We start from the raw sequence: 25362 nt of genomic DNA on the forward strand, positions 1-25362 counted from the left end.
GCACAGCTCGCACACCGGGCGGCTTCGGCCGTTTCCGAGCAGAATCGGACCCATGGATCTGCCCGTCATGCCGCCCGTGAAGCCCATGCTCGCCAAGTCGGTGGCGGCGATTCCGACGGGGATGCAGTACGAGGCGAAGTGGGACGGCTTCCGGGCGATCGTGTTCCGCGACGGCGCCGAGGTAGAACTGGGAAGCCGTACCGGCAAGCCGCTCACCAGGTACTTTCCCGAGCTGGTGGCGGCGCTGCGGGAGCGGGTGCCCGAGCGGTGCGTGCTGGACGGGGAGATCGTGATCGCGCGCGAGGGCCGGCTGGACTTCGACGCGCTGACCGAGCGGATCCACCCGGCGGACTCACGGGTGCGCACGCTCGCCGAACGGACGCCGTCCTCCTTCGTGGCCTTCGACCTGCTGGCGCTGGACGACGAGTCGGTGCTGGACGTCCCCCAGAGCGACCGCCGGGCGCTGCTGGAGCGGGCGCTGGACGGGGTGACGCCGCCGGTGCATCTGGCGCCGTCGACGACGGACATCGAGGTGGCGCGGCGGTGGTTCGAGGAGTTCGAGGGCGCGGGCCTGGACGGGGTGATCGCCAAGCCGCTGACGTTGGCGTACCGCCCGGACGAGCGGGCCATGTTCAAGATCAAGCATGAGCGGACCGCGGACGTGGTGGTGGCCGGATACCGGTTTCACAAGAGCGGGCCGGTGGTCGGTTCGCTGCTGCTGGGTCTGTACGACGACCGGGGTGCCCTGCAGCACGTCGGTGTGTCGGCCGCGTTCGCGATGAAGCGCCGCGCCGAGCTGGTCGAGGAGCTGGAACCGCTGCGCATGGGCGACGTGGCGGGGCATCCCTGGGCCGCCTGGGCGGAGGAGGCGGCTCACGAGAGTGCCCGGCTGCCCGGTGCGCCGAGCCGCTGGTCGGGCAAGAAGGACCTGTCCTGGGTGCCGCTCAGGCCGGAGCGGGTGGCCGAGGTGGCGTACGACCACATGGAGAACGGGGCACGCTTCCGGCACACGGCCCGTTTCCGCCGCTGGCGCCCGGACCGGACACCGGAGAGCTGCACGTACGCGCAGTTGGAGGAGCCGGTGCGCTACGACCTCGCGGAGATCCTGGGGGCGCCGCCACGGACCGCGCCCTCCTGACACCGGTGCCCGTCGCCCGGCGCCCGTCGCCGACGCCGGGTCGCCGACGCCGGAGTCGGGGCATCCGTCTCACGGCGTCATGAGGATCTTCACCGCACCGTCCCGCTTCTGCTGGAACATCTCGTACGCCTCCGGGGCCTCCGACAGCGGTATGCGGTGGGTGGCGAAGTCGTCGACGCCGAGCGGGTCCTCGTCGGTGAGGTAGGGGAGGATGTCGTCGCTCCAGCGGCGCACATTGGCCTGGCCCATCCGGATCTGGAGCTGCTTGTCGAACATGGTGAGCATGGGCAGCGGGTCGGCCGTGCCGCCGTAGACGCCGACGAGGGAGAGCGTGCCGCCGCGGCGCACCAGTTCGACGGCGGTGTGCAGGGCGGCGAGCCGGTCGACGCTGAAGCGTTCGGCGAGGGGGCCGCTGACCTTGCGCGGCAGCAGGGCGGACGCGTTCTGGATCATGCGGGCGACCGCGCTGCCGTGCGCCTCGGTGCCGACGGCGTCGATCACGGCGTCCGGGCCGCGCCCGTCGGTCTCGTCACGGATCGCGTCGACCAGTTCCTTCTCGCTGTCGAAGTTCCTGAGGTCGTACGTCTCGACGCCGCGCGCGTGGGCCCGGCGCAGCCGGTCACCGACCAGGTCCACGCCGAACACCCGCCCGGCGCCGCGCACCTGGGCGACGCGGCAGGCCATGTCGCCGATGGGACCGAGGCCGAGCACGGCGACGCTGCCGCCCTCGGGGATGCCGGCGTAGGCGACGGCCTGCCAGGCGGTGGGCAGGACGTCGGAGAGGTAGACGAAGCGGTCGTCGGGCGGGCCCTGGGGCACCTTGATGGGGCCGTACTGGGCCTGCGGGACGCGCAGGTACTCGGCCTGGCCGCCGGGCACCGCGCCGTACAGGCGGGTGTAGCCGAACAGCGCGGCGCCCATGCCCTCGGCGGTGACCTGGGTGGTCTCGCACTGGGTGGGCAGGGAGTTGAGGCACATCCAGCAGTCGCCGCAGGCGATCTGGAAGGGCACGACGACCCGGTCGCCGACGCTGAGGTCGATCACCCCGGCGCCGACCTCCTCGACGATGCCCATGGGTTCGTGGCCGATGATGTCGCCCGGGGTCATGAACGGGGTGAGCACCTCGTAGAGGTGCAGGTCGGAGCCGCACAGTCCGGTGGACGTGACGCGGATGACGGCGTCCGTGGGTTCCTGGATCGTCGGATCGGGCACGGACTCCACCCGTACGTCCCGCTTCCCCTGCCAGGTCACTGCCTTCATCGTGCCGCGCTCCCTCCACCGAGTTCGGGGGGCCCGCCGTGCCGGGCCGGGTCCCGGGGTGCTGCCCGGGTACCCGAGGCCCCGGCTCCGAACCGCGCACCCGCGCACCCGCCCACCGCATGTACCGCAGGCACCGCACGTACGGGCGTGGGCCGATCGGCCCAGTCGACGCGGACAATCAGGATCGATCGGGTATGGCCACCAGCGAACCGATAAGCGCACAATCAGGGCACGGAACGGGGTGGCGATGGTGGACATGGCAACGGTGGACGGTGCGACGGTCCGGAGTCCCCGCAGGCGGTTCCGGGCCTCACACGGACGGCGGCCCGCCCGGCGAGGGGCACGTCCCGGCCGCGGGGCGGCGACGGTGTCCGCGCTCGCCGCGGCGCTCGCGCTGTCGCTGGCGGCCGGCTGCACGAGCGGCCCCGGACCGGCCGACGACGGCCGCGGCACCGACCGCCCGCCGAGCCGCACCGACACGGGCACCGTCGGGCAGATCCTCGCCGTGAAGATCGACAACGTCCGCGCGGCACGCCCGCAGACCGGTCTGGACGCCGCGGACATCGTCTACGTCGAACAGGTCGAGGGCGGTCTGAGCCGGCTCATGGCGGTGTACGCGACGCGGCTGCCGAAGACCGTCGGGCCGGTGCGCAGCGCCCGCGAGTCCGACCTGGAACTGCTGCGCCAGTTCGACCGGCCGGTCCTCGCCTTCTCCGGCGCGCAGGGCAAGCTGCTGCCGGTGATCGACAAGGAGCCGTTGGAGGGCGTCACTCCGCAGGACGCGGAGGACGCCTACTACCGGGACACCGGCAAGACCTCCCCGCACAACCTCTATCTGCGCCCCGGCCGCGTGCTGCCGTCCGCGCCGGGCGAGGCCGCGCTGACCACCGGCTTCCGCTACGGCCCCGCGCCCGACGGGGGCACACCCGCGGCCTCGCGGGCCGTGCGCTATCCCTCGGCCCGCTTCACGTTCACCTGGTCGCAGGAGCGGCGGGGCTGGGAGGTCACGACGGACGGGACACCGACGGTGACCGCCGACGGGCGGCGGCTCGCACCGGCGACGGTGGTCGTGCAGTACGTGAACGTGCGCAGGTCCGGCTACCACGACGTGCTCGGCAACCACACGCCGTACACGGAGACGGTCGGCTCGGGGACGGCCGAGGTGCTGCGCGACGGGACCTCCCACGACGTGCGGTGGCAGCGTCCGACGGCGGCGGACGGCACGCGGTTCACGACGCGGGACGGCAAGCCGGTCGCGTTCGCCGAGGGCCAGGTGTGGGTGGTGTTCGCGCAGGCGTCGTAACGCCCGGAAACCGCCTTCGGTGGTGTGCGCGGGCGTCGTAACGCCTGGAAACCGCGTTCGACGGTGTTCGCCCGGACGGTAACGCCCGGAAACCGCGTTCGACCGTGTTCGCCCGGACGGTAACGCCCGGAAACCGCGTTCGACCGTGTCGACGGTTCTCCCCGAAGCCCTACGTGCTCGCTCCCCGGCCGACCAGCGGCTCCGCCGGGTTGCGCAGTCCTTCCGCCGCGTCCGCCACCCGGCGGATCAGGTCGAAGAAGACCTTCTGCTCGTCACCGGAGAGCGGGGCGAGGAAGACCTGGCTCATCCGGGCCGCGCGCACGGCGAGCCTGCGCTGGGTGCGGACGCCGTCGTCGGTCAGACGCAGCAGGAACCTGCGGCCGTCCTGCGGGTCGCGCACCTTGTCGAGGAGTTCGCGGCGGATCAGCCTGCTGATCACCTCGGCGACGGTGGAGCGGTCCAGTCCCACCCGCTCCCCCACCGTGCGCTGGTCGAGGCCCGGCTCGGCGACGAGCGCGTTGAGGACGGCGAACTGCGGGGAGGTGATCTCCTCGGAGACCATCGCGTTCCACAACAGGTAGTGCGCCTGCTGGAGCCGCCGGGCCAGGTGTCCGGGATGGGTGTTGAGGTCCACCGCAGCCATGCGCGCTCCCGAAGTAGAATCGTACGTGCACTGAACAATACCCGGAGAGAAGGCAGCTGTCTGCCCGCCCTCCGCCCGACTGACCTCACTCTTCTCCGACCTCTTGACGCCCCGGCCCGCCAGTGGCAGCGTGAAGGACACCTCGCCAAAATAGTCAGTGCCCTGATTAATTGAGGGCTGGGGCGCACGGAAAGAGATGGGGCTGCACGCATGGACAAGGTGGTCGCCACGGCCCTGGAGGCGGTGGCCGACGTGCCGGACGGCGCGTCGCTGGCAGTGGGCGGTTTCGGACTGAGCGGCGTGCCGGGCGTTCTCATCCACGCCCTGTACGAGCGGGGCGTCACCGGGGTGTCGGTCGTCTCCAACAACTGCGGGGCGATGGAGTCGGGCCTCGCCGTGCTGCTGGCCGCCGGGCGGATCGCCCGGGTGACCGGTTCCTACATCGGGGCGAACAAGGAGTTCGCGCGCCAGTACCTGTCCGGTGAGCTGGAGGTCGAGCTGATCCCGCAGGGCACGCTCGCCGAACGTCTGCGGGCCGGCGGCGCCGGCATCCCCGCCTTCTACACCCCGGCCGGGGTGGGCACCCAGGTAGCCGAGGGCGGACTGCCCTGGCGCTACGACGGTGAGGGCGGGGTCGCGCTCGCCTCGCCGCCGAAGGAGGTGCGGGAGTTCGACGGCACCGAGTACGTGCTGGAGCGCGCCATCCGTACCGACTACGCACTGGTCAGGGCGGCGAAGGGGGACCGGCACGGCAACCTCGTCTTCAACAGGTCGAGCCGCAACTTCAACCCCCTCGCCGCGATGGCCGGGCGGATCACGATCGCCGAGGTCGAGGAGCTGGTCGAGCCCGGCGAGATCGACCCGGACGCCGTGCACCTGCCGGGCGTCTTCGTGCAGCGGGTGGTGGCCCTGACGCCCGAGCAGGCCGCCGACAAGAAGATCGAGCAGCGGACCGTCTCGGCGCCCGCGACGAAGGAACGGGTGAACGGCTGATGGCCTGGACACGCGAGGAGATGGCGGCCCGCGCCGCGCGCGAGCTGAAGGACGGCCAGTACGTCAATCTCGGCATCGGTCTGCCGACCCTCATCCCCAACTACCTCCCCACGGACGTCGAGGTGGTCCTGGAGAGCGAGAACGGCATCCTGGGCACCGGCCCCTACCCGACCGAGGACCAGGTCGACCCGGATCTGATCAACGCCGGCAAGGAGACCGTCACGGTCCTGCCGGGCGCCTCCTTCTTCGACTCGGCGCTCTCCTTCGGCATGATCCGCGGCGGCCACATCGATGTCGCCGTGCTCGGCGCGATGCAGGTGTCCGAGAAGGGCGACCTCGCCAACTGGGCGATCCCCGGCAAGCTGATCACCGGCATCGGCGGGGCGATGGACCTCGTCCACGGCGCCCGTACGGTCGTCGTCGTCATGACGCACACCGCGAAGGACGGCAGCCCGAAGATCCTCGCCGAGTGCGCGCTGCCCCTGACCGGCAAGGGCTGCGTGAACCGGATCATCACCGACCTCGGTGTCCTCGACGTCACCGGGGACGGACTGGTGCTCGTCGAGACCGCGCCCGGCGTGGGCGTGGACGAGATCATCGCGAAGACCGATGCCAAGGTTCGCGTCCCGGAGGAGACCCAGCCGTGAAGAGCGTCTACATCGTCGACGCCGTCCGCACCCCGGTCGGCCGCTACGACGGCGGTCTGGCCTCGGTGCGCCCCGACGACCTCGCCGCCCACGCGATCCGCGAACTCCTCGCGCGTACGCCCGCGTTGGACCCGTCCCGGATCGAGGACGTGTACTTCGGCAACGCCAACGGCGCCGGTGAGGAGAACCGCAACGTGGGCCGGATGGCCGCGCTGCTGGCGGGCCTGCCCACCTCCGTGCCGGGCGTGACCGTCAACCGGCTGTGCGCCTCCGGCCTGGAGGCGGTGATCCAGGCGGCCCGCGCGATCGCCGTCGGGGACGCCTCGATCGCCGTGGCCGGCGGGGTCGAGTCGATGACCCGTGCGCCGTACGTGCTGCCCAAGAACGACCGGCCGTTCCCGGCGGGCCACGCGGAGCTGTACTCGACCACGCTGGGCTGGCGGATGGTCAACCCGCGGATGGAGCCGGAGTGGACCATCCCGCTCGGCGAGAGCGCGGAGCTGATCGCCGACAAGCACGGAATCAGCCGTGCGCAGCAGGACGAGTTCGCGCTGAACAGCCACCGCAAGGCGGCGCTGGCCCAGGAACAGGGCCTGTTCGACGCCGAGTTGGCGCCCGTCACGATCCCCCGCCGCAAGGGTGACCCACTGGTCGTCGCCGCGGACGAGTCGGTACGGCCGGACGCCTCCCTGGAGGCGATGGCGAAGCTCAAGCCGTCTTTCCGTACGGAGGACGGCACGGTCACCGCCGGGAACGCGTCGCCACTGAGCGACGGCGCGGCGGCCCTGCTCCTCGTCGACGAGGAGGGTCTGGCGGCCGTCGGCCGTGAACCCCTCGCCCGGGTGAGCGCCACCGGGGTGTCGGCGCTGGACCCGCAGTACTTCGGGCTCGCTCCCGTCGAGGCGGTCAACCGGGCCCTCGCCAGGGCGGGCAAGGGCTTCGACGACCTGTCCGTGCTCGAACTCAACGAGGCGTTCGCCGCCCAGGTGCTGGGCTGCGTGGCCGAGTGGCCCGGCTTCGACCCGGCGATCCTCAACCCGCAGGGCGGCGCCATCGCCCTCGGCCATCCACTGGGCGCCTCCGGTGCCCGCCTCGCCGGCACCGTCGCCCACCAGCTCGCCCGCCGCGGCTCCGGTGTCGGTGTCGCCACCCTCTGCATCGGCGTGGGCCAAGGCCTCGCCCTCGTCCTCGAACGTCAGTGACCCCGGGACTCCTCATGACTCTCACGCAGGCCGACATCGACCAGGAGATCGCGGCCGAGCACGCCGCGTACGAGAAGCGGCTCGCCGACGGCGCCCCCGTCGAGCACCACCCGCGCCGCGACTACGCGCCCTACCGTTCCTCCACCCTGCGCCACCCGCAGCAGCCGCCCGTCGCGATCGACGTCGCCAAGGACCCGGAGCTGGTGGAGCTGGCCTCGCCGGCCTTCGGCGAGCGGGACATCACCGAGATCGACAACGATCTGACCCGGCATCACCGCGCCGAGCCGATCGGCGAGCGCATCACCGTCTCCGGCCGGCTCCTCGACCGCTCCGGCCGCCCGGTCCGCGGCCAGCTGGTGGAGATCTGGCAGGCCAACTCGGCGGGCCGGTACGCCCATCAGCGCGAGCAGCACGACGCTCCGCTGGACCCGAACTTCACCGGAGTGGGCCGCACACTCACCGACGACAACGGTTTCTACCGTTTCACCACGGTCCAGCCGGGGCCGTACCCGTGGCGCAACCACGTCAACGCCTGGCGGCCCGCGCACATCCACTTCTCGTTGTTCGGCTCGGCGTTCACCCAGCGGCTGGTGACACAGATGTACTTCCCGAACGACCCGCTGTTCGCCTACGACCCGATCCTCCAGTCGGTGACGGACGACGCCGCGCGGCAGCGGCTGGTCGCCACCTACGACCACAGCCTGTCCGTGCCCGAGTTCTCGCTCGGCTACCACTGGGACATCGTGCTGGACGGCCCGAACGCCACCTGGATCGAAGAAGGACGCTGACCCGCCATGACGAAGATCGACACCAGCAGCCCGGAGAGCGTGCTGCCCACCCCGTCGCACACGGTCGGCCCCTTCTACGGGTACGCGCTGCCCTTCCCGGGCGGCGGTGACATCGCGCCGGTCGGCCACCCGGACACGATCACCGTCCAGGGCTACGTGTACGACGGCGAGGGCAGGCCGCTGCCGGACGCCTTCGTCGAGCTGTGGGGCCCCGACCCGGACGGCCGGGTGCCGGCCGTCGACGGCTCGATCCGGCGCGACCCGTCGACCGGCGGCTATCTCGGGCGCAACGGCGTGGAGTTCACCGGCTGGGGCCGCATCCAGACGGACGCCAACGGCCACTGGTACGCGCGCACCCTGCGGCCCGGCGCGCGCGGCCGCAGCGCTCCCTACCTGAGCGTGTGCGTGTTCGCGCGCGGGCTGCTCGTCCATCTGTTCACCCGGATCTATCTCCCGGAGGACACGGCCGCGCACGCCACGGACCCGCTGCTGGCCGGGCTCGATCCGGCGCGCCGGGGCACGCTGATCGCCGCGGACGACGGAAAGGGCACCTACCGTTTCGACATCCGCCTTCAGGGCGAAGGCGAGACGGTCTTCCTGGAGTTCCAGTGACAGCTGATCAGTCGGACGCCGGTCTGCTCGCCCCCGGGTGGACCGGCTCCCCCGCGGCCGCCGCGACGAGCGACGCCGCCTATCTGCGGGCGCTGCTCGACGCGGAGGCCGCGCTGACCCGTGCGCAGGCCGCGCTGGGCCTCGCCCCGGCGGCGGCCGCGGCGGCCGTGACCCAGGCCGCGGCAAGCGCTTTCGACGTACGGTCCCTCGCCGAGCGCGCGAGGAGCGGCGGGAACCCGGTGATCCCGCTGGTCGCGGACCTCACGAAGGCGGTCGGCGCGGAGTACGGGGCGTACGTCCACCGGGGCGCGACCAGCCAGGACATCATGGACACGGCGACCATGCTGGTCGCGGTGCGGGCGCTGGAGCCGGTCCTCGCCGACCTCGACCGTACGCAGCGGGCGCTGGCGCGACTGGCCGCCGTGCACCGGAACACGCCCATGCCGGGCCGGACGCTCACCCAGCACGCCGTACCGACGACGTTCGGCCTGAAGGCCGCCGGGTGGCGTTCGCTGGTGCTGGACGCGCGGGACCGGGTGTCGGCCGTACGGGACTCCCTGCCCGCCCAACTCGGCGGTGCGGCCGGGACGCTGGCCGCCTTCACGGCGTACGGCGCCGAGGAGGCGACCGCGCTGCCCGCCGCGTACGCGCGTGAACTGGGCCTGAGGGCACCCCTGTTGCCGTGGCACACACTGCGCACACCGGTCGCCGACCTGGCCGGATGCCTGGCCTTCGCGGCGGGCGCGCTGGGGAAGACGGCGGCCGATGTGCTCACCCTCTCCCGCACCGAGATCGGGGAGGTCGCGGAGGCCACCGGTGGCGGTTCCTCGGCCATGCCGCACAAGGCGAACCCGGTGCGGTCCACGCTGATCGCGGCCGCCGCCCGGCGGGCCCCGCAGCTCGCGGCGACGCTGTACGGCGCGCTGGTCGCGCCGGACGAGCGGCCGGCCGGCGCCTGGCACGCCGAGTGGGAGCCGCTGCGGGACCTGCTGCGGCTGGTCGGCGGGGCCGCCCGGGACGCGGCGGAACTGACCGAGGGGCTGCGGGTGCACGCGGACGTCATGCGCGAGCATCTCGGACTCACCCACGGGCTGATCGTCTCCGAGCGGCTCGCCGCCGAGCTGTCGGCGGTGCTCGGCCGGGCCCGCGCCAAGGAGCTGCTGACCCGGCTCGCACCCCGCACCTTCGCCGAAGGCCGCTCGCTGGGCGAACTCCTCGCCGAGGAACCGACGTTGAAGGACGTCGACCTGGACGACCTCACCGACCCCGCCCACTACACCGGCTCCGCCGGAGCCCTCACCGACCGCGCCCTGGAGCGACGTTGACCGAGAAGCTGCTCAACCACCGTGCCGAGGGTCCGACTTCCGCCCCCCCGCTGCTCCTCGGGCCCTCCCTCGGCACCTCGTACGCGCTGTGGGACGAGGTCGCGCCCGAACTGTCCATCACGCATCGGGTGATCCGCTGGGACCTGCCGGGGCACGGCGGCTCGGCGGCCGACCTGATCGGTCCCGGCGCCACCGTCGGCGACCTGGCCGGGCTGGTGCTGGCGCTCGCCGACTCCCTCGGCCTGGAACGGTTCGCCTACGCGGGCGTGTCGCTGGGCGGGGCGGTCGGACTGCATCTGGCGCTGCACCACCCCGAGCGGGTCTCGTCACTTGCGGCGATCTGTTCCTCGGCCCACTTCAACGGCGCGCGGCCGTGGCAGGAACGGGCCGCGCTGGTGCGCCGCGAGGGGCTGGACTCGCTCGCGGACAACGCGAACTCCCGCTGGTTCAGCGGTGAGTTCACGGTGCCGGAACTGGTCGCCGACCACCGCAGCGCCGACCCCGGTGCCTACGCGGCCTGCTGCGACGCGCTGGCCGCGTTCGACCTGCGCGAGCGGCTCGCGGAGATCGCCGTACCCACGCTGCTGGTCGCCGGCCGCGAGGACCCGGCGACACCGCCGGCGCATCTGCGGGAGATCGCGGACGCGGTGCCGGGCGCCACGCTCGTGGAGATCCCGGGCGCCTCGCACCTGGCCCCCGCGCAGTGTCCACGAGCCGTACTGACCGCGCTGCGCGCCCACTTCGGCACCGGCGCCGGGCAGGGCATGCGGGTACGGCGGGAGGTCCTCGGCGACGCGCACGTGGACCGGGCGCAGGCCCGGCAGACGCCGTTCACCGCCCGCTTCCAGGACTTCATCTCCCGCTACGCCTGGGGCGAGATCTGGACCGACCCCACGCTCAGCCGCCGCGAGCGCAGCATGATCACCCTGACCGCGCTGGTCGCCCACGGCCACTACAACGAGCTGGCCATGCACGTCCGGGCGGCCCGGCGCAACGGGCTCACCCCGGAGGAGATCGGCGCGGTCCTCCTCCAGACGGCCGTCTACTGCGGCGTCCCGGCAGCGAACTCTGCCTTCGCGACGGCCCAGCGGGTACTGGCCGAGGAGGAGGGGGAGGAGAGCGGGGACTGACCTCGCGTGATCGCCCCGGGGGTCTGCCGGGCCACCTACCTTCGTTTCTGGCCCGGTACCAGGCCCACCGCCGGTGCGCCCAGGGCGTCGAGGGCTGTCTGGGCCTCGGTGGCCAGGCCGTCCGCGTCGCAGGAGCGGGCCAGGGTGAGGCCGCGGTGGAGTTCGGAGGCCGAGCGGGAGAGGATGCCGTACTCGACGCGGGCGGCGGCGTGTTCGTACTGGCAGGGCGAGGCTTCCAGGTAGGTGACCGCCTGGGCCGCGAGGCGGACCGCGCGCTGGCCGGTCTCCAGGGCGGCGGCGCAGCGCAGGGCCTCGCCGATGGCGGTGTCCGTGCCGAAGCGTTCGGCCTGGCGGCGGGCGTCGGAGGCCAGCCGGGCGGCGCGCGCCGGGTCCTCGGTGGCGAGGGCCCTGGCCAGATCGGCGGCCCAGGGCACCATCACCGGGTTGAGGTGACCTCGGACGGCGGCCGCCTTCTCGGCCTCCGCCAGCTCGTTGATGCCGTCCTGGGTGCGGCCGACGGCCAGCAGCAGCCGGCCGCGCACCGACCGCGGGTCGGGCAGCACGATCGTGGACGGGTAGGGCGGGGCGAAGCCGTACTGCTCGGCGATGTCCCAGGCCTCCTGGGTGTGGCCGCGGGCGAGCAGCGTGTCGACGAGGTTGCAGATGGCCGACCAGTACAGGGGCAGGCCGCGGCCGACGCGTTCGGCGATGCGCAGTGACTCCCGCAGGGTCTCCTCGGCCTCCCGCAGCCGGCCCCGGCGGCGCAGGCCGAGTCCGAGGTAGGCGTGGGCCACGGCGAGGTGTCCGCCGCTCCAGCCGGCGGTGGTGTACGCGCGCAGGGCCTCGTTGAAGAGGGCTTCGGCTCGGTCGAGGCGGTCGGTGTAGGCGTACGAACTGGCCAGCATCATCAGCAGTTCCAGGCCCCACTCGGGGTCGGTCCAGCCGAGGCCGGGTGCCAGGCGGCCGTTGACCAGGGCACGGTCGCAGAGTTCGGCGACGACTTCCGCGTTCTCCCCGTGGGTCATGGCGTCGAAGCCGCGCAGGATGAGCAGGGCCCGCTCGGCGTTGTCCCGGCCGGTGCAGGTGGCGGCGAGCGCTGCGAGCTTCTCGGAGCGGCCGGGCGAGGTGGTCTCCCCCGCGTAGATGCCCTCCCACATGAACTGCACGGCCTGGAGTCGCATCCTGGCCGCTCCGGTGGTCTGCCGGGCGGCCTCCGCCTCGACCGTGCGGACGGCCTCCTCCAGCTGGTCGTTGTGCGTGAGGGCCTGGGAGAGGCGGTAGACGGCGTCGACCCGCTTGGCGTTGTCGAGGCCGGGCATGGCGAGCGCGGTCCGCAGGTGCTCGATGGTCCGGGCGGGCGAGGTGAGGAGGGTGGCGCAGCCGAGTTCGTAGAGCACGTGCGGGTGCACGTCGGGCGCGGGCGGTTCCCTCAGAGCGCGTTCCAGACAGCGGCGGGCCGCGTCCGGGGCGCCGACGGCGAGGTGTTCGCGGGCGGCCTCGCGCAGCTGCTCGACGAGTTCCTCGTCGTCGTCCGCGTGGACCTGGAGCAGATGCCGGGAGGCCGCCGCGAGACCCTTGCCGGCGTCGATGACGACCTGGGCGGCGATGCCGTGCATCGCCCTGCGCAGGCCGTCGGGGATGGAGTCGTAGACGGCGGTGGCGATCAGTGGGTGGACGAACTCCAGGTCGCCGTCGTCGGCGGGGACGGCCATCGCGTCGGGTGCGGTCAGGATGCGGGCGCTGCGGAGCAGTTCGGCGCAGCGCACCGCGACCTCGCGGCGCATGCCGGCGAGCCGGGCCGCCTGGTCGACGGTGATCTCGGCGCCGAGGATGGCGGCCGCCATGGCGAACCGGGTGGCGTCGACGCCCAGTTGTTCCAGGCGGGTGACGAGGCCGCCGCCGCGCGCGGAGCGGTTCAGCGGGCGTAGTTCGGTGGCGGAGGACTCGCCGGGTGCCAGCGCCCGGTCCTGGACCTTGGCGAGGAGTTCGACGGTGTCGTAGGGGTTGCCGCCGGTGACGGCCCAGACCTCGCGGCAGAACGGGTCGTCGGCGTGCTCGCCGAGGGTGGCGCGGGTGAGCCCGGCGACCGCCTCCGGGGTCAGGACGCTGAGGCTGGTGACGGACTGTCCGGCCGCCGCGGCGACCGTGTCGAGGTGCCGGGCGCTGTCGCCCTTGACCTCGGTGGGCCTGCGGGCCACGACGACGAGCACGGACAGCTCGTCGAGGCGTTCCACGAAGGCCGCGAGCCAGCGCAGGGTCTCCTGGTCGGCCCAGTGCGCGTCGTCGACGAGCAGCACGAGCGGCCAGTCACGCCGGGCCAGCCGGGTCACGGCGGCGACGAGGCCGTCGCACACGCCCTGCGGGTCGGCGGGGCTCTCACCGGGGTCCGCGATGCCGAGGGCGGGGCCGGCGATGTCGTACCAGTCACCGAGGTATTCGCGGGCCTCCTCCGGGTGCAGGGACAGCAGCGCGGGCTGGAGAAGCTGCCGTACCACGTTGAAGGGGACCGACCTGAGGGTCTCGCCGCCGCGGGCCGACCACACCGTGCAGCCGCGGGCCTCGGCGATGCGCCGGGTCTCGGCCAGGAGTGCCGTCTTGCCGAGTCCCGCGTCGCCGCGCAGCAGGTGCACCCGGCCCGACGAGGAGCGGTCGGCGCAGAGCGTGTCCACCACCCGCTCGATGGCGGCCACTTCCTTGTCGCGCTCCCACAGGGAAGCGGAGGCGGCCGCCGCCGGCCGTACCTTCGTCATCCCGCTACCTCCCCAAGTCGCCCGAACGACGTACGACCTCGAGCGTAGCCGTCCGGCGGTCCGCGCGGAGGGTGGTCCGCCCAGCTGTTGCCCCGGCGGGTGACGGGCGGTACTCCGCCGGGGCCCCGCGGGCCTGCGACTGAGGCCCCGGAACGTCAACGAGAGGGGACTCACGCCGAATTGACGTCGTCCGATGCCGACCGACGCCGACCGACGCCGACCGACGTCGAATTCAGGCCGACGGGGCACGGGGTGCCGGAACGACACCGCGAACAAGAAGCCATCCCTCTCATACGACTTTCACCGACGCCTCATACGGTGGGGGCATGACGCAGGTGACTCCCCCCGGGTGGTACCCCGATCCCGGGCAGACAAGTGACGCCCCGCCCACCGAGCGCTGGTGGGACGGCAAGGCATGGACGGACCAGACCCGTCCCGCGGGCTCGGCCGCCGCGTGGGGTGCGCCGGCCCAGGCCCCGACGGTCGGCGCCTTTCCCGCATATCCGACCTATCCAGCGGCCCCACCCGGCGGTTCGCGGCGCGGGCTGCGCACCGGGATAGCCGTCGCGGCGGCCGTGGCGGTCCTGGCCAGCATCGGCGTCGGCGTGTACGCGCTGACCAAGGACGACGGCGGCTCCGACGCACCCGGTACGGCGCAGAGGCCGGGCGGTCCGGGCGGCTCCGACGGGCAGGACCCCTTCGGTGACCCGGGCGGCTCCGGCGGCTCGGGGGGTGCCTCGCCGTCCCCGGAGGGGTCGGAGGCGCCGAAGATCGAGAGCGGCGCGGTGACCGACGCGCTCAACGGCATCAGCATCCCCATCCCGGACGGCTGGAGCGGGCAGGAGCTGAGCGTCGGCGCCCAGATCACGTCCGACTCCTCCTACAAGTGCCCCGGCGACACGTCGAAGACCTGCACCAAGGGCGGCGTGTACTCGGCCCCGGCCCAGGTGGCCGGCTCCACCGCGGAGGCGGTCGCCAAGGCGGACATCGAGGCCAACGCCGAGGAGTCCTACGGCGGCACCACCTACGGCGAGATCACCTCGCACCAGGTGCTCGCCTCGCAGGCGGTGACCGTGGCCGGGCAGAAGGGCTACCTGGTCCGCTGGAAGGCGGTCACGAGCAAGGGCGCCGACGGCTACGTCGAGTCCCTGGCGTTCCCGGCGCCCTCGGACCCCAAGCGGATGGTGGTCCTGCGCTTCGGCGTCGACGCCGACCAGAAGGTGTCCGTCATCGACGAGATCACCAAGGGCATCAAGGTGTCGACGGGGGGCGGCAGCGGGCAGGGGGTGTGAGCGGGGCCGGCGCCCACGCCGGCCGACATGGGCCGGCCGGAGTGGGCCACAACCGGCCGACCCGACCCGGTGCCGACCGGCCCGATCCGGTACCGGCCGGTGTGTCGGCGGGCGCCGGCCGGTGTCGGGTGCGTGGGCAGGCCGTGCGGGCCGTGTCGGCCGACCCGAACGGTGATGGCGGGCGCCGCCGGGGAGTCTCAACTGCCGGGCAGACCGGGTGGCCCGGTGACCCGAGCGGCCCGAGCGGTGTCGGCGGGCGCCGGCCGGGCCTCGCGGTCCCGACGGGCCGAGCGATGTCGGCAGGCGCCGACCGGTCCCGGCAGGTCCGGTCAAGTCAGGTCAGGTGGTCAGGTCAGGTCAGGTCAGGTCAGGTCAGGTCAGGTCAGGTCAGCGCGAACGCTCGTCGCTGGGTTCAGTCAGTCGGGTCGGCCCGCCCGTCGCGACCGGACGGGACGGGACGGGACGGGACGGGACGGCAGAGTCTGATCGAGCGGACCGGCCGAACCGGGTCGGACACGGTCGGCCGGAGTCGGTCCACACCGGCCCCGGCGAGCCGGTCGGAGTCGGTCCACTCGCCCTCGCGTCATTGTCACGCACCCGGGAAACCGGTCCCCCGCAGAGACCGACACCCGGCCGACTCGTCGGCTCCGCACAGGCCGGCGTCCACCCGACTCGCCCATTCCGGCCGGACGTCCCGGCCCCCCGCCCCGTCGCCGTACCAGCACCGCCCCGACACACCGACGGCCGGGTGGGGCGCCCCTCCGCTCAAGGGGGCCCCACCCGGCCGGGGGGTGCGCGCCGCCCCCGTCCCCACGGTGCGGCGCGGTCAGGTCACCGTCCGGTCATCCCGCGGACGGCGGCCTGGGTCTTCCCGGGCCGAGGCCCAGTGCCGGCAGTACGGCCGCCTCCACGAAGCGCAGCAGGTACGCCTCGTCGGCGTATTCCCCGTCCACCACAGGACGGGCGCGGACCATGCCGAACATCTGGGCCGGGACGTACTCCAGCGCCGGATGGCCGGCCGCGACCTCGCCGCGCTCGACGCCCCTGCGCAGGATCTCCCGCAGGGCGGTGATCTCCGGTTCGACGATCGCCTCGCGCAGCGCGCCCGCGAGGTCCGCGTCCTGGGTGACGGCGTGCCCCAGCGCCTGGAGCAGCTTGGTGTCGGTCATGGACCAGCGGGCCGCTCCCCGCGCGGCCTCGCGCAGGTCTTCGGCGAGTGATCCGGTGTCGATCCCCGCGAGCCGCGACTGGCGGCGGGAGCGCAGGGCGGCCACCACGAACTGCGGTTTGGTCTTCCACTGCCGGTACAGCGTGGACTTGCTGCACCGGGTGCTGGTGGCGACGCCCTCCATGGTGACGGCCTCGTACCCGCACTCGCGGATCTGTTCCAGGACGGCGTCGAAGAACTCCTGCTCGCGCTCGGGCGTGAGCTTGGAGCGGCGCGAGGCGGCGACCGACTCCGGTCCGTCCGCGGCCTGCGACGTCATCGGCCCTTCTCCTCACTGCTGTCCGGCGGCCCTTCGAGGGACCGCTTCCCAGTGTGTCGTATGTCAATCGATACGCCAGTGTACCGGTACCCATCCGTATCGGTACACTGGCGTATCGGTACGATGTCGTATCGATGGTGCATACATGGGTCAGGGCCACAAGCCCGCACACCAGAGCGGCACCAGAAGCACCGCGCACACCTGCCCAGCACACGCACCACCCACTGCGCCACCCACATGCACCACCCGCACGCACCACGTCAGCGAAGGGGCCGGGGGATGAATGCCCGCACCGAGCCTGAAGAAGCGGAACCGGTCACACCGGTACGGCCGCCGATAGTCCGGGAGCTCCTGCTCGTCGCAGGGCTCTTCCTCGTCTACAAGTTCGGCCGGCAGCTGGCCACGGGTCACACGGCCGAGGCGTTCCGCAACGCGCACCGCGTGTGGGACGCGGAACGATGGCTGCGGCTGCCGGACGAGGACACGGTGCAGTCCCTGCTGCTGCACGGCGACGGCCTGGTCCACGTCGCGAACACCTACTACGCGACCGTGCACTTCCCCGCCACCGCGGCCTTCCTGATCTGGCTCTATCTGCGGCGCCCCGCCCACTACGTCTGGGCCCGCCGGGTGCTGGCCGCCGTCACGGCCGCCGCCCTGGTGGTCCATCTCGCGTTCCCGCTCGCGCCGCCCCGGATGCTCGCGTCGACCGGACTGATCGACACCGCGCGCGTGTACGGGCCTTCGGTGTACGGGCCGCCGCAGACCGACACCCTGTCCAACCAGTTCGCGGCGATGCCCTCGCTGCACTTCGGCTGGGCCGTGATGGTCGCCGTCGGGATGATCGCCGCCACCCGGTCTCGTCGGCGGTGGCTGTGGCTGCTGCACCCGCTGCTCACCCTGCTGGTGATCGTGGGCACCGCGAACCACTACTGGCTCGACGCGCTGATGGCCACCGCGCTCCTCGGCGTCGCCCTCGCGGTGGTCCACGCGCCGCGGCGCACGGTGACGACGGCCGGACGCGGTGCGCCGAACCTCCTACCGGCCGAGGAGAAGGTACTCGTGGGGGCCGGCCGATGAACGCCGCCATGGTCGCCGTCGTCCTGTCGTTGTTCTCCGCTGTCGCCTACGCCGCCGCGGCCGTCGCCCAGGAGCGGCTGGCCGCCCGCTCCCCCGGCGCCGGCCTCGTACGCATGCTGGGCAGCGGCGCCTGGTGGGCCTCGGTGGGACTCAACGGCGGGGCCGCCGTGCTGCACGTCGTGGCCCTCAAGTACGGGCCGCTGACCGTGGTGCAGCCGCTCGGCGCGCTCACCCTGGTCGCGGCGGTGCCGCTGGGCGCGCGTATCGCCGGGCGGCGGGTCGGCGCGGCCGAGTGGCGGGGCACCGCCCTCACCCTGCTCGGGCTGGCGGCGATCCTGGTCACGGCGTCCGGTCCGGCCCCCGACGACGTGCTGAGCGGGTCCGAGGCGGTCGCGGTGGCGGGGGTGACGGCGGCGCTGATCGGGCTGCTGGCCCGGCCCGGCACCCGGCCCGGCCTGCGGCACGCGGGCGCGTCCGGCTTCGCCTCCGGGGTGGCCTCCGCGCTCACCCAGACCGTGACGGTGGCCGCGACCGACCGGACCGGTCCGCTGCCGAGCGTGCAGGTGATCGTGGTGGCGCTGCTGGTGGCCGCCTTCGCCACGGGCGGGCTGCTGCTGTCGCAGACCGCCTACCGGGGCGGACTGGGCGCCCCGCTGGCGGTGGTGACGCTGGCGAACCCGCTGGCCGCCGCGGTGATCGGCCTCACGCTGCTGGGCGAACGGCTCCAGGGTGGGGCGGCGGGCGTGCTCCTCGCGGTCGGCGGGGCGGGCCTGTCCGCATGGGGCGTGGTTCTGCTGTCCCGTGCGACACCGGAACCCGTGGCAGCTGCCTCGGCTCCGACGGCTCCGACGGCTCCGACGGTGGGACCCACCGCGGAACTCGCGGCGCTGTACGCCTCGGGACACACCCCGCGACACGTCGTGCACCACGACGCCGACAAGCGTGCCGCGCGCCACGAGGACGAGCACGACGAACATCCGGTGGCCGCGGTGCTGGCGCTGAAGCCGGGGACGGCGTCCGCCGAGCCCGCGCTGCTGCCCCGGCCGGCCACGGGACCGGGGCAGCTCACGTCACTGTGACCGGCGTCAGCCGAGGCCGCGGGAGTCCTGCTTCAGGGCCGTGTCCACCGTGAGCGCGGTGGCGACGACCAGGCTCAGCAGGGGCTCGGGCAGCTGGTAGTGGATCTGCAGGACGTAGTTGTCCGCGGTGGTGAACAGGGTCTTGGCGAGGCCTTCCCAGGTCTTGGTGATCCGGGCGACCTCGTTGTCGGCGTGGTCGACGATCGCGAAGTTCCAGGCCCGCCAGTTCTCCGCCCTGATCGCGCCGACCTGCCGGCCGTCCGCGTTGATGGCGAAGTTGATCTTCCCGAAGACGTTCTGCTGGGCGATCTCGCCGACCGGCTGTCCGTCCGGACGCGTCACGATCACCCGCGACTTCAGGAACTTGCGCGGGCGGGTCAGCAGCAGCACCGGCCGACCGTGGGCGTCGCGGATCTCCAGCTTGTGCGTCATGAACTGGTCGATGCTGGCGACGAAGCGCAGGACCTTCTTCAGCGCGCTCTGCCCGACCTGCACGACCGAGCCGAGCTGGTTGCCCTGCTGGTCCATGACCTTGTACTCGTTGGTCAGCTCGATCAGCTTGGCCTTCTGGTTGACCACCAGCACCGGCTCGCTGAACAGCGTGCCGCCGCCGGGGCCGCCCGCCGCGACGCCCGCCTGCTGCTGCACCTGCTGCTGCACACGGGGGTCGGGTCCGGCGGCCGGCTGGGCCGGCACCTGCGGCTGGAAGGGCTGCGCCGCTGCGGGCTGCTGAGCCGGTACGGGCTGCTGCGCCTGCGGCCGGCCCTGCGCCTGCTGCTCGGCGTGGGTGTGCTCGGTCCACTGGGATCCGTCCCAGTAGCGCAGGGTCCGGTCGGCCCCGTGCGGGTCCGGGTACCAACCTGCAGGCGTGTTCGAATGCGTGGTCACCGGGGCACACTACCCCGAGCCCACCCGGACCTGACCAGCCCCCACGATGCGGTGTTCACCGTGCTTTTACCCACGCGGCCCACTCATTCCGTGACGATGGCCGGGTCGCTCACCCCGGGGCGCCCGTTCTCGACGTGTCCGGCGAACCGCCGCTGGAACGACGGGTCGGCGACCGAGGTGACGGTGAGGTCGTACCAGCGCCGGCTGGCGCTCAGGTCGACGGTGCGCTTGAGGACGGCGCCCACCTTGACCCGTACGGTCGTGGTACGGCCGCGGTAACCGTCGGCCACCTTCAACTCCACCGTCGCGGAACCGCGGTTGGTGAAGGTCAGCTCCACGTCGTCGCCCACGTGCCGTGCCACGACCTCGGGTCCCGCGGTCTCCCCCGGCCCCTTGAAGACGCGCAGGAAGCCGTTCGGTCCGTGCACGGTGAGGTCGTGGGAGCCGCCCGAGCAGGCCGAGTTCCAGGTGTCGGAGATCTTCTTGCCGGCCTCGGTGGTGTAGGTCCACGGCCCGTCGGCGCGGTTGCCGGAGGTGACCAGGAAGGCGGCGCCCGCCTTGGCACCGGAGGCGAAGGTGAGCGTGAACGTCCCGGCCGCCGGATCGGCCGTACCGTCGACGGACGGCGCGTACTTGAGGGGGCGGGCGGGCCGCAGACCGCGCTCCTGCCTGGGCAGGGTGCCCTCGGCGGGCGGGGTGGGCCGGTAGTCGGGGTGTCGCTCGCGGTCCTGCGGCTCGTACCCGTCGGTGTCGGGCAGCGCGACCGGACCGGTGTCCCTGCGGGAGAAGTCGAAGGCCCCGGTCAGGTCACCGCAGACGGCCCGCCGCCAGGGCGAGATGTTCGGCTCGCGCACCCCGAAGCGGCGCTCCATGAAGCGGATGACGGAGGTGTGGTCGAGCGTCTCGGAGCAGACGTAACCGCCCTTGCTCCAGGGCGAGACGACGAGCATCGGCACGCGCGGGCCGAGGCCGTACGGACCGGCGACGCGGTCGCCGGCGCCCGGGTACAGGTCCAGGGTGACGTCGACGGTGGACCTGCCCTGCGCGTCGGACGTCGGCGGGAGCGGCGGCACCAGGTGGTCGAAGAAGCCGTCGTTCTCGTCGTAGGTGACGAACAGGGCCGTCCTCGCCCACACCGCCGGGTTGGAGGTGAGCGCGTCCAGGACCTGGGCGATGTACCAGGCACCGTAGTTCGAGGGCCAGTTGGAGTGCTCGGAGAAGGCCTCGGGGGCGGCGATCCAGGAGATCTTCGGCAGTGTGCCGGCCTTGACGTCGGCCCGGAGCCGGTCGAAGTAGCCGTCGCCGTTCTTCACGTCGGTGCCGGTGCGGGCCTTGTCGTACAGCGGGTCGCCGGGGGCGGCGTCGCGGTACTTGTTGAAGTAGAGCAGCGAGTTGTCGCCGTAGTTGCCGCGGTAGGCGTCCTGGATCCAGCCCCAGGAGCCCTGCGCGTCGAGGCCGTCGCCGATGTCCTGGTAGATCTTCCAGGAGATGCCGGCCTGCTCCAGCCGCTCGGGGTACGTCGTCCAGTCGTAGCCCACCTCGTCGTTGCCCATGACGGGGCCGCCGCCCCGGCCGTCGTTGCCCGTGTGACCCGTCCACATGTAGTAGCGGTTCGGGTCGGTCGAGCCGATGAACGAGCAGTGGTAGGCGTCGCAGACGGTGAACCTGTCGGCGAGCGCGTAGTGGAAGGGGATGTCCTCGCGGGTGAGGTACGCCATCGTGGTCGTGCCCTTCGCGGGCACCCACTTGTCGTACCTGCCGCCGTTGTAGGCCGCCTGGCCGTCGGGCCAGCTGTGCGGGAGGCCTTCGAGGAACTGCATGCCGAGGTCGTCGGCGGTCGGGTGGAAGGGCAGCAGGTCCTTGGTGCCGTCCGACTGGTGCCACACCGACCTGCCGTTCGGGAGCGTCACCGGATGCGGGTCGCCGAAGCCTCGCACGCCCCTCAGCTTGCCGAAGTAGTGGTCGAACGAACGGTTCTCCTGCATGAGGACGACGATGTGCTCGACGTCCTCGATCGTCCCGGTGCGGTGGTTGGCGGGCAGGGCCGCGGCACGCTCGATGCTGCTCGACAGCGCGCTGAACGCCGTGGTGGCACCCGCGATCTGGAGGAATCTGCGCCGGTTGACTTCGGACATGGGTGAAGGACCTCTCGTGCGGGGCGTGTTCGGCGGCCGGTGGTTCGCTGAGGAATGCGCGCGCAAGGAGTGTTCCAAGAGGACACAACGGGAGGGAAGGCACGGATGGCCCCCATGTGAAGGTCGACGGTACGGGGGGTGCGGCGGGTCCCCCACGAGGTGGTGACCGGGGTGCGGCCGCCCGTCCACCCGCACCCGACGACGCACCCGGGGCCCCGCCCGCACCGCGGGCCGGAAATCGGCGGACGGCCGAGAAGCCACCGCCGGCCCGCGCGTCGGGCAGCCCTCCCGCGCACCGGTACGCGCCAAATCGTCCGGACGGACCCACGAGGCCGACCGATACCACCCGCCCACCGATCTGCGGCGTCACCACCCCGCCACGGTGCGCCTTCACCGACCCCCAGGACCGACACGGCTTCGCCACACGGCCTTCACGCGGGACACACTTCCGGCCGACCGGGGCCCGCGGCCGACCCGCGGGGCAGACGGTACCCGTGGTGCCTGCCTAGCGTCCCGGTCCATGCGATCACCACTGATGAGACGCCTCGGACTCAGCACCGTCCTCGCCGTGGCCCTGGCCGTGTTCGGCCTGGCGCCCGCCGCGAGCGCGGACCCGGCTGCCGCCGAGCTGACGTTCGCCACCGACGGCGCGACCACCACGCCGGGCGGCACGGTGAACCTGTCGATGACGATCACCAACAACAAGACCTACGACATCTGGTTCATGTACCAGACGATCGACCCCACCTGGCTGACCACCCAGCGCCCCGACCTGAAGTACGGCTTCACCGGCTGCGCCCTGGCCACGGCCGCCGGCTCCGTACCCTGCGCCGGGACCGGTCCGGCGGACCTCGGCGCCAACTACGGCACCACCGTCCCGCCCGGCCAGAGCCGTACCGTCACCCTGACGCTCCAGGTCGCCGCCGACTCCGGCTGCAACGGCAACATCGGTTTCTACTCGTATTTCTACGCCGAGTTCAGCGACAGCACGAGCATCAGCGGCGGGCCGGTGTACACCCCCGAAACCCGTGTCCTGTGCGCCTGACAGACCATCACAACGGGCAGCGAGCTGTCGCGTCGACCTGAAATCGGCCCATGACCCGAACAGGGACCCGTGAGCGGGCGCACAGCACCGCCTCCGGGCACGGGCATCTGCCCGGCGGGCCGGACCGGCCCGCCGGTACACCCTCCGGCCCCCGGACCAGCAGGCGTGTCCCTCACGCCGCCCGGATCCACGGCGTACCGGCGGACGGCCCACGCCCCGGTCGGTGCCACAGGTACCTCATTGGTCACCTGCACTTTTCCGTCATGTTTCGCAACACGGCCACGAAAGCTACACAGGGACATCACGATGTGACGCGACGGATGCGTGGACGACCGGCTTCTGAGGGGGACGCCGGCGTCGCGCCAGGGGGTGCGTCCGCTCCATGGGAGCCGTGCTCACCCCTGCCCGGGGAGGGGACTTCACCGCATGAAGCGGACCATACGCACCACCGTGCTCACGGTGGGCGCGCTCATCGCCTCGCTCGGCCTGCCGGCCGGTGCGGCACAGGCCGACACCACCACGCCCCGCGTCGACCTGCGGGTGCTGGTGGTGAGCGACGGCGGCCCGTCCACCGACGCCATCGCGGCCGAACTCGCCGCGGCCGGCACGCCGTACACCGAGATCGACCTGACGCAGCCGGAACGGCCCGTGATCGACGCCGGTTTCCTGGCCGACACCGTGGACGGCCGGCCGCGCGCCAAGTACCAGGCGGTGGTGCTGCCCGACGACAACCCGTTCCCGGCCGCTTCCACCGAGATGGCGGCGCTCGCGGCCTACGAGCAGACGTACGCGGTGCCCCAGGTCGACGCCTACACCTACGCGCGTCCGGAGGCCGGTCTGCAGTATCCGGTGTACGGCGGCTACTCCGGCAGCCTCGACGGCGTGCAGGCGTCGGTGACCACCGCCGGCCGGGCCGGACCCTTCGGCTACCTCGACGGCGCCGTACCGTTCGAGGACAACGACTCGGCCGTCGGGGAGAGTTACGCCTACCTGTCGAACCCGGTCGCGGGCGCCGACTTCACCTCCTACGTCGACGCGCCGATCCCGGGCCGGGCGACGCGTGGCTCCCTGGTGGGCGAGTACCGGCACGACGGGCGGCGCGAGCTGGTCGTCACGTTCGTCTACAACCAGTACCAGCAGCAGTTCCGGCTGCTGGCCCGCGGCATCGTGGAGTGGATGACCGGCGGTGTGCGTCTGGGCGCCTCCCGGAACTACTTCGCGGTGCACGTGGACGACGTGTTCGCCGCCGACGACCGCTGGAACACCGCCCTCAACTGCACTCCGGGCGACGTCGACTGCACCGACCCGAACGCCACACCGGACCCGATCCGGATGACGCCGGCCGATGTCGACCACGCCGTCACCTGGCAGCAGCAGCACGGCTTCACCCTCGACTTCGCCTACAACGGCGCGGGCAGCGTCGACCACCGCGAGGACAACGACGGCGCCGATCCGCTCGCCGACGAACTCATCGCCGACCGCAACGCGTTCCGCTGGATCAACCACACGTACACGCACGCCTTCCTCGGCTGTGCGCAGGACACCTCGGTGGTGCCGTGGAAATGCGCCACGAACGCCGACGGCTCCACGCGGTGGGTGAGCCGCTACGAGATCGCGGACGAGATCGCCGCGAACCGGGCGTGGGGGCAGAGCGCCGGACTCCCCCTGCACAACGACGAGTTGGTCACCGGCGAGCACTCGGGCATGAAGGTCCTGCCACAGCAGCCCGAGGACAACCCTAACCTGGCCCTCGCCCTCGACGACAACGACATCGCCTGGCTCGGCTCGGACAACTCCCGTGAGCCCGCCCAGCGTTCGGTCGGACCGGCGACCACCGTCCCCCGCCACCCGATGAACGTCTTCTACAACGCGGGCCGCGCCGCCGAGCAGATCGACGAGTACAACTGGATCTACACGAGCCGCGCCCAGGGCGGCAGCGGCATCTGCGAGGACAACCCGGCCACCACCACCTGCCTCGCCGCCCCGCTGGACCCCGTCACCGGCTACACCGGGCACATCGTGCCGCTGGAGACGCGGATCGCCCTCGGACACGTGCTGTCCAACGACCCGAAGCCGCACTTCATCCACCAGTCGAACCTGGCCGAGGACCGCATCGCCTACCCGGTGCTGAGCGGCGTCCTCGACGGCTACACGGCACTGTTCGCCGACGACACCCCCGTGGTGAACCCGCGGACCAGCGAGATCGGCACCGAGCTGGGGCGCCGGGCCGCCTGGGGGAACGCCCTGCGGTCCGGCCAGGTCACCGCCTACCGCATCGGCGGCACCGTCACCGTCGAGGCACCGGCCGGACTGGCGGTCACCGCCACCCTGCCCACCGGCTCCACGCTGGACGGCACCGCGTTCGGCGCGCCCTACGCGGGCAGGGTCTCCGGCTGGACGCCCTCCGCCGGCACCCCGCTCACCCTCACCCTGCCGTCGGCTCCGGCCGCCCCCGCACCGACCGCCGACGCCCCCGCCCCTCCGGTCACGGGGCCGGCCCCGGACACCCGGGTCCCGGCCGGCGTCACCGAACCGGTCGCGTCCTCCGCACGGGGCTGAACGGCGCAC

The 25362-nt window shown here is 72.7% G+C and carries 20 protein-coding genes; 14 read left to right on the forward strand and 6 right to left on the reverse strand.

Annotated features, from left to right (window positions below; translation table 11 throughout):
• The first annotated feature begins 52 nt into the window (after positions 1–52).
• On the forward strand, positions 53–1138 hold the full coding sequence (locus ACFWJX_RS20425; RefSeq protein WP_383244868.1) for an ATP-dependent DNA ligase: 1086 nt from the start codon (positions 53–55) through the stop codon (positions 1136–1138).
• Positions 1139–1207: 69 nt separating this feature from the next.
• On the opposite strand, the gene ACFWJX_RS20430 is transcribed toward ACFWJX_RS20425, so the two are convergent.
• A complete protein-coding gene (locus ACFWJX_RS20430; protein WP_383244870.1) occupies positions 1208–2398 on the reverse strand; it encodes a zinc-dependent alcohol dehydrogenase in 1191 nt (396 codons plus the stop codon).
• Positions 2399–2765: 367 nt separating this feature from the next.
• On the opposite strand from ACFWJX_RS20430, the gene ACFWJX_RS20435 reads away from it, so the two are divergent.
• The gene (locus ACFWJX_RS20435) at positions 2766–3701 is read left to right on the forward strand and encodes a DUF3048 domain-containing protein (RefSeq protein WP_383244873.1); all 936 of its coding nucleotides are present in this window, start codon (positions 2766–2768) and stop codon (positions 3699–3701) included.
• 169 nt (positions 3702–3870) lie between these two features.
• On the opposite strand, the gene ACFWJX_RS20440 is transcribed toward ACFWJX_RS20435, so the two are convergent.
• Positions 3871–4344, reverse strand: a complete 474-nt coding sequence (locus ACFWJX_RS20440; protein ID WP_383244876.1) for a MarR family winged helix-turn-helix transcriptional regulator — start codon at positions 4342–4344, stop codon at positions 3871–3873.
• 210 nt (positions 4345–4554) lie between these two features.
• Here ACFWJX_RS20440 and ACFWJX_RS20445 point away from each other — a divergent pair, with 210 nt between their 5' ends.
• Genes ACFWJX_RS20445 through pcaD form a run of 7 tightly spaced genes read left to right on the forward strand, consistent with a single transcriptional unit; the run spans position 4555 to position 11041 of the window.
• Positions 4555–5337 carry a CoA transferase subunit A gene (locus ACFWJX_RS20445; protein WP_383244879.1) on the forward strand — a complete coding sequence of 261 codons (783 nt, stop codon included), beginning with the start codon at positions 4555–4557 and terminating at the stop codon, positions 5335–5337.
• Complete coding sequence (locus ACFWJX_RS20450; protein ID WP_383244882.1) at positions 5337–5984, forward strand: CoA transferase subunit B; 648 nt, start codon at positions 5337–5339, stop codon at positions 5982–5984. The genes ACFWJX_RS20445 and ACFWJX_RS20450 overlap by 1 nt, the downstream gene beginning before the upstream one ends.
• Positions 5981–7186 (forward strand): thiolase family protein, encoded by a 1206-nt coding sequence (locus tag ACFWJX_RS20455; protein ID WP_383244885.1) that lies wholly within the window; start codon positions 5981–5983, stop codon positions 7184–7186. Before ACFWJX_RS20450 ends, ACFWJX_RS20455 begins: the two co-directional genes overlap by 4 nt.
• 14 nt (positions 7187–7200) lie before the next feature.
• Positions 7201–7974, forward strand: a complete 774-nt coding sequence (gene pcaH / locus ACFWJX_RS20460) for a protocatechuate 3,4-dioxygenase subunit beta (protein WP_383244887.1) — start codon at positions 7201–7203, stop codon at positions 7972–7974.
• Positions 7975–7980: 6 nt separating this feature from the next.
• Positions 7981–8586, forward strand: coding sequence for a protocatechuate 3,4-dioxygenase subunit alpha (gene pcaG / locus ACFWJX_RS20465; RefSeq protein WP_383244890.1), 606 nt, complete (start codon positions 7981–7983; stop codon positions 8584–8586).
• Positions 8583–9911 (forward strand): 3-carboxy-cis,cis-muconate cycloisomerase, encoded by a 1329-nt coding sequence (gene pcaB, locus ACFWJX_RS20470; RefSeq protein ID WP_383244893.1) that lies wholly within the window; start codon positions 8583–8585, stop codon positions 9909–9911. Before pcaG ends, pcaB begins: the two co-directional genes overlap by 4 nt.
• Positions 9908–11041, forward strand: a complete 1134-nt coding sequence (gene pcaD / locus ACFWJX_RS20475; RefSeq protein WP_383244896.1) for a 3-oxoadipate enol-lactonase — start codon at positions 9908–9910, stop codon at positions 11039–11041. Before pcaB ends, pcaD begins: the two co-directional genes overlap by 4 nt.
• Before the next feature lie 35 nt (positions 11042–11076).
• On the opposite strand, the gene ACFWJX_RS20480 is transcribed toward pcaD, so the two are convergent.
• Positions 11077–13791 carry an ATP-binding protein gene (locus ACFWJX_RS20480; RefSeq protein WP_383244898.1) on the reverse strand — a complete coding sequence of 905 codons (2715 nt, stop codon included), beginning with the start codon at positions 13789–13791 and terminating at the stop codon, positions 11077–11079.
• 326 nt (positions 13792–14117) lie between these two features.
• On the opposite strand from ACFWJX_RS20480, the gene ACFWJX_RS20485 reads away from it, so the two are divergent.
• On the forward strand, positions 14118–15083 hold the full coding sequence (locus ACFWJX_RS20485) for a DUF2510 domain-containing protein (RefSeq protein ID WP_383244901.1): 966 nt from the start codon (positions 14118–14120) through the stop codon (positions 15081–15083).
• 842 nt (positions 15084–15925) lie between these two features.
• Here ACFWJX_RS20485 and ACFWJX_RS20490 read toward each other — a convergent pair.
• Positions 15926–16570: a TetR/AcrR family transcriptional regulator C-terminal ligand-binding domain-containing protein gene (locus tag ACFWJX_RS20490; protein WP_383244904.1), complete on the reverse strand. Its 645-nt coding sequence runs from the start codon at positions 16568–16570 to the stop codon at positions 15926–15928.
• Between the two features lie 279 nt (positions 16571–16849).
• On the opposite strand from ACFWJX_RS20490, the gene ACFWJX_RS20495 reads away from it, so the two are divergent.
• Entirely contained in the window at positions 16850–17647 is a 798-nt protein-coding gene (locus ACFWJX_RS20495; RefSeq protein ID WP_383244907.1) for a phosphatase PAP2 family protein, read from the forward strand.
• A complete protein-coding gene (locus ACFWJX_RS20500) occupies positions 17644–18726 on the forward strand; it encodes a hypothetical protein (protein WP_383244910.1) in 1083 nt (360 codons plus the stop codon). The genes ACFWJX_RS20495 and ACFWJX_RS20500 overlap by 4 nt, the downstream gene beginning before the upstream one ends.
• A gap of 6 nt (positions 18727–18732) precedes the next feature.
• On the opposite strand, the gene ACFWJX_RS20505 is transcribed toward ACFWJX_RS20500, so the two are convergent.
• Together ACFWJX_RS20505 and ACFWJX_RS20510 are read right to left on the reverse strand one after the other, a co-directional pair.
• Positions 18733–19614 (reverse strand): phospholipid scramblase-related protein, encoded by an 882-nt coding sequence (locus ACFWJX_RS20505; RefSeq protein ID WP_383244913.1) that lies wholly within the window; start codon positions 19612–19614, stop codon positions 18733–18735.
• Positions 19615–19697: 83 nt separating this feature from the next.
• Positions 19698–21749 (reverse strand): phosphocholine-specific phospholipase C, encoded by a 2052-nt coding sequence (locus ACFWJX_RS20510; RefSeq protein WP_383244916.1) that lies wholly within the window; start codon positions 21747–21749, stop codon positions 19698–19700.
• Positions 21750–22269: 520 nt separating this feature from the next.
• Here ACFWJX_RS20510 and ACFWJX_RS20515 point away from each other — a divergent pair.
• Both ACFWJX_RS20515 and ACFWJX_RS20520 read left to right on the forward strand, forming a co-directional pair.
• Positions 22270–22794: a hypothetical protein gene (locus ACFWJX_RS20515; protein ID WP_383244918.1), complete on the forward strand. Its 525-nt coding sequence runs from the start codon at positions 22270–22272 to the stop codon at positions 22792–22794.
• A 426-nt stretch (positions 22795–23220) separates the two neighbouring features.
• Positions 23221–25353, forward strand: a complete 2133-nt coding sequence (locus ACFWJX_RS20520) for a hypothetical protein (protein ID WP_383244920.1) — start codon at positions 23221–23223, stop codon at positions 25351–25353.
• Positions 25354–25362 lie beyond the last annotated feature (9 nt).

It is taken from the genome of Streptomyces sp. NPDC058335 (assembly GCF_042723915.1).
Lineage (GTDB): Bacteria > Actinomycetota > Actinomycetes > Streptomycetales > Streptomycetaceae > Streptomyces.

Coding starts and splice junctions, on each gene's coding strand:
- ACFWJX_RS20425 (WP_383244868.1), top strand. CDS start 53: ATGGATCTGCCCGTCATGCCGCCCGTGAAGCCCATGCTCGCCAAGTCG.
- ACFWJX_RS20450 (WP_383244882.1), top strand. CDS start 5,337: ATGGCCTGGACACGCGAGGAGATGGCGGCCCGCGCCGCGCGCGAGCTG.
- ACFWJX_RS20510 (WP_383244916.1), bottom strand. CDS start 21,749: ATGTCCGAAGTCAACCGGCGCAGATTCCTCCAGATCGCGGGTGCCACC.
- ACFWJX_RS20430 (WP_383244870.1), bottom strand. CDS start 2,398: ATGAAGGCAGTGACCTGGCAGGGGAAGCGGGACGTACGGGTGGAGTCC.
- ACFWJX_RS20495 (WP_383244907.1), top strand. CDS start 16,850: ATGAATGCCCGCACCGAGCCTGAAGAAGCGGAACCGGTCACACCGGTA.
- ACFWJX_RS20485 (WP_383244901.1), top strand. CDS start 14,118: ATGACGCAGGTGACTCCCCCCGGGTGGTACCCCGATCCCGGGCAGACA.
- ACFWJX_RS20520 (WP_383244920.1), top strand. CDS start 23,221: ATGAAGCGGACCATACGCACCACCGTGCTCACGGTGGGCGCGCTCATC.
- ACFWJX_RS20515 (WP_383244918.1), top strand. CDS start 22,270: ATGCGATCACCACTGATGAGACGCCTCGGACTCAGCACCGTCCTCGCC.
- pcaG (WP_383244890.1), top strand. CDS start 7,981: ATGACGAAGATCGACACCAGCAGCCCGGAGAGCGTGCTGCCCACCCCG.
- ACFWJX_RS20440 (WP_383244876.1), bottom strand. CDS start 4,344: ATGGCTGCGGTGGACCTCAACACCCATCCCGGACACCTGGCCCGGCGG.
- ACFWJX_RS20490 (WP_383244904.1), bottom strand. CDS start 16,570: ATGACGTCGCAGGCCGCGGACGGACCGGAGTCGGTCGCCGCCTCGCGC.
- ACFWJX_RS20445 (WP_383244879.1), top strand. CDS start 4,555: ATGGACAAGGTGGTCGCCACGGCCCTGGAGGCGGTGGCCGACGTGCCG.
- ACFWJX_RS20480 (WP_383244898.1), bottom strand. CDS start 13,791: ATGACGAAGGTACGGCCGGCGGCGGCCGCCTCCGCTTCCCTGTGGGAG.
- pcaH (WP_383244887.1), top strand. CDS start 7,201: ATGACTCTCACGCAGGCCGACATCGACCAGGAGATCGCGGCCGAGCAC.
- ACFWJX_RS20500 (WP_383244910.1), top strand. CDS start 17,644: ATGAACGCCGCCATGGTCGCCGTCGTCCTGTCGTTGTTCTCCGCTGTC.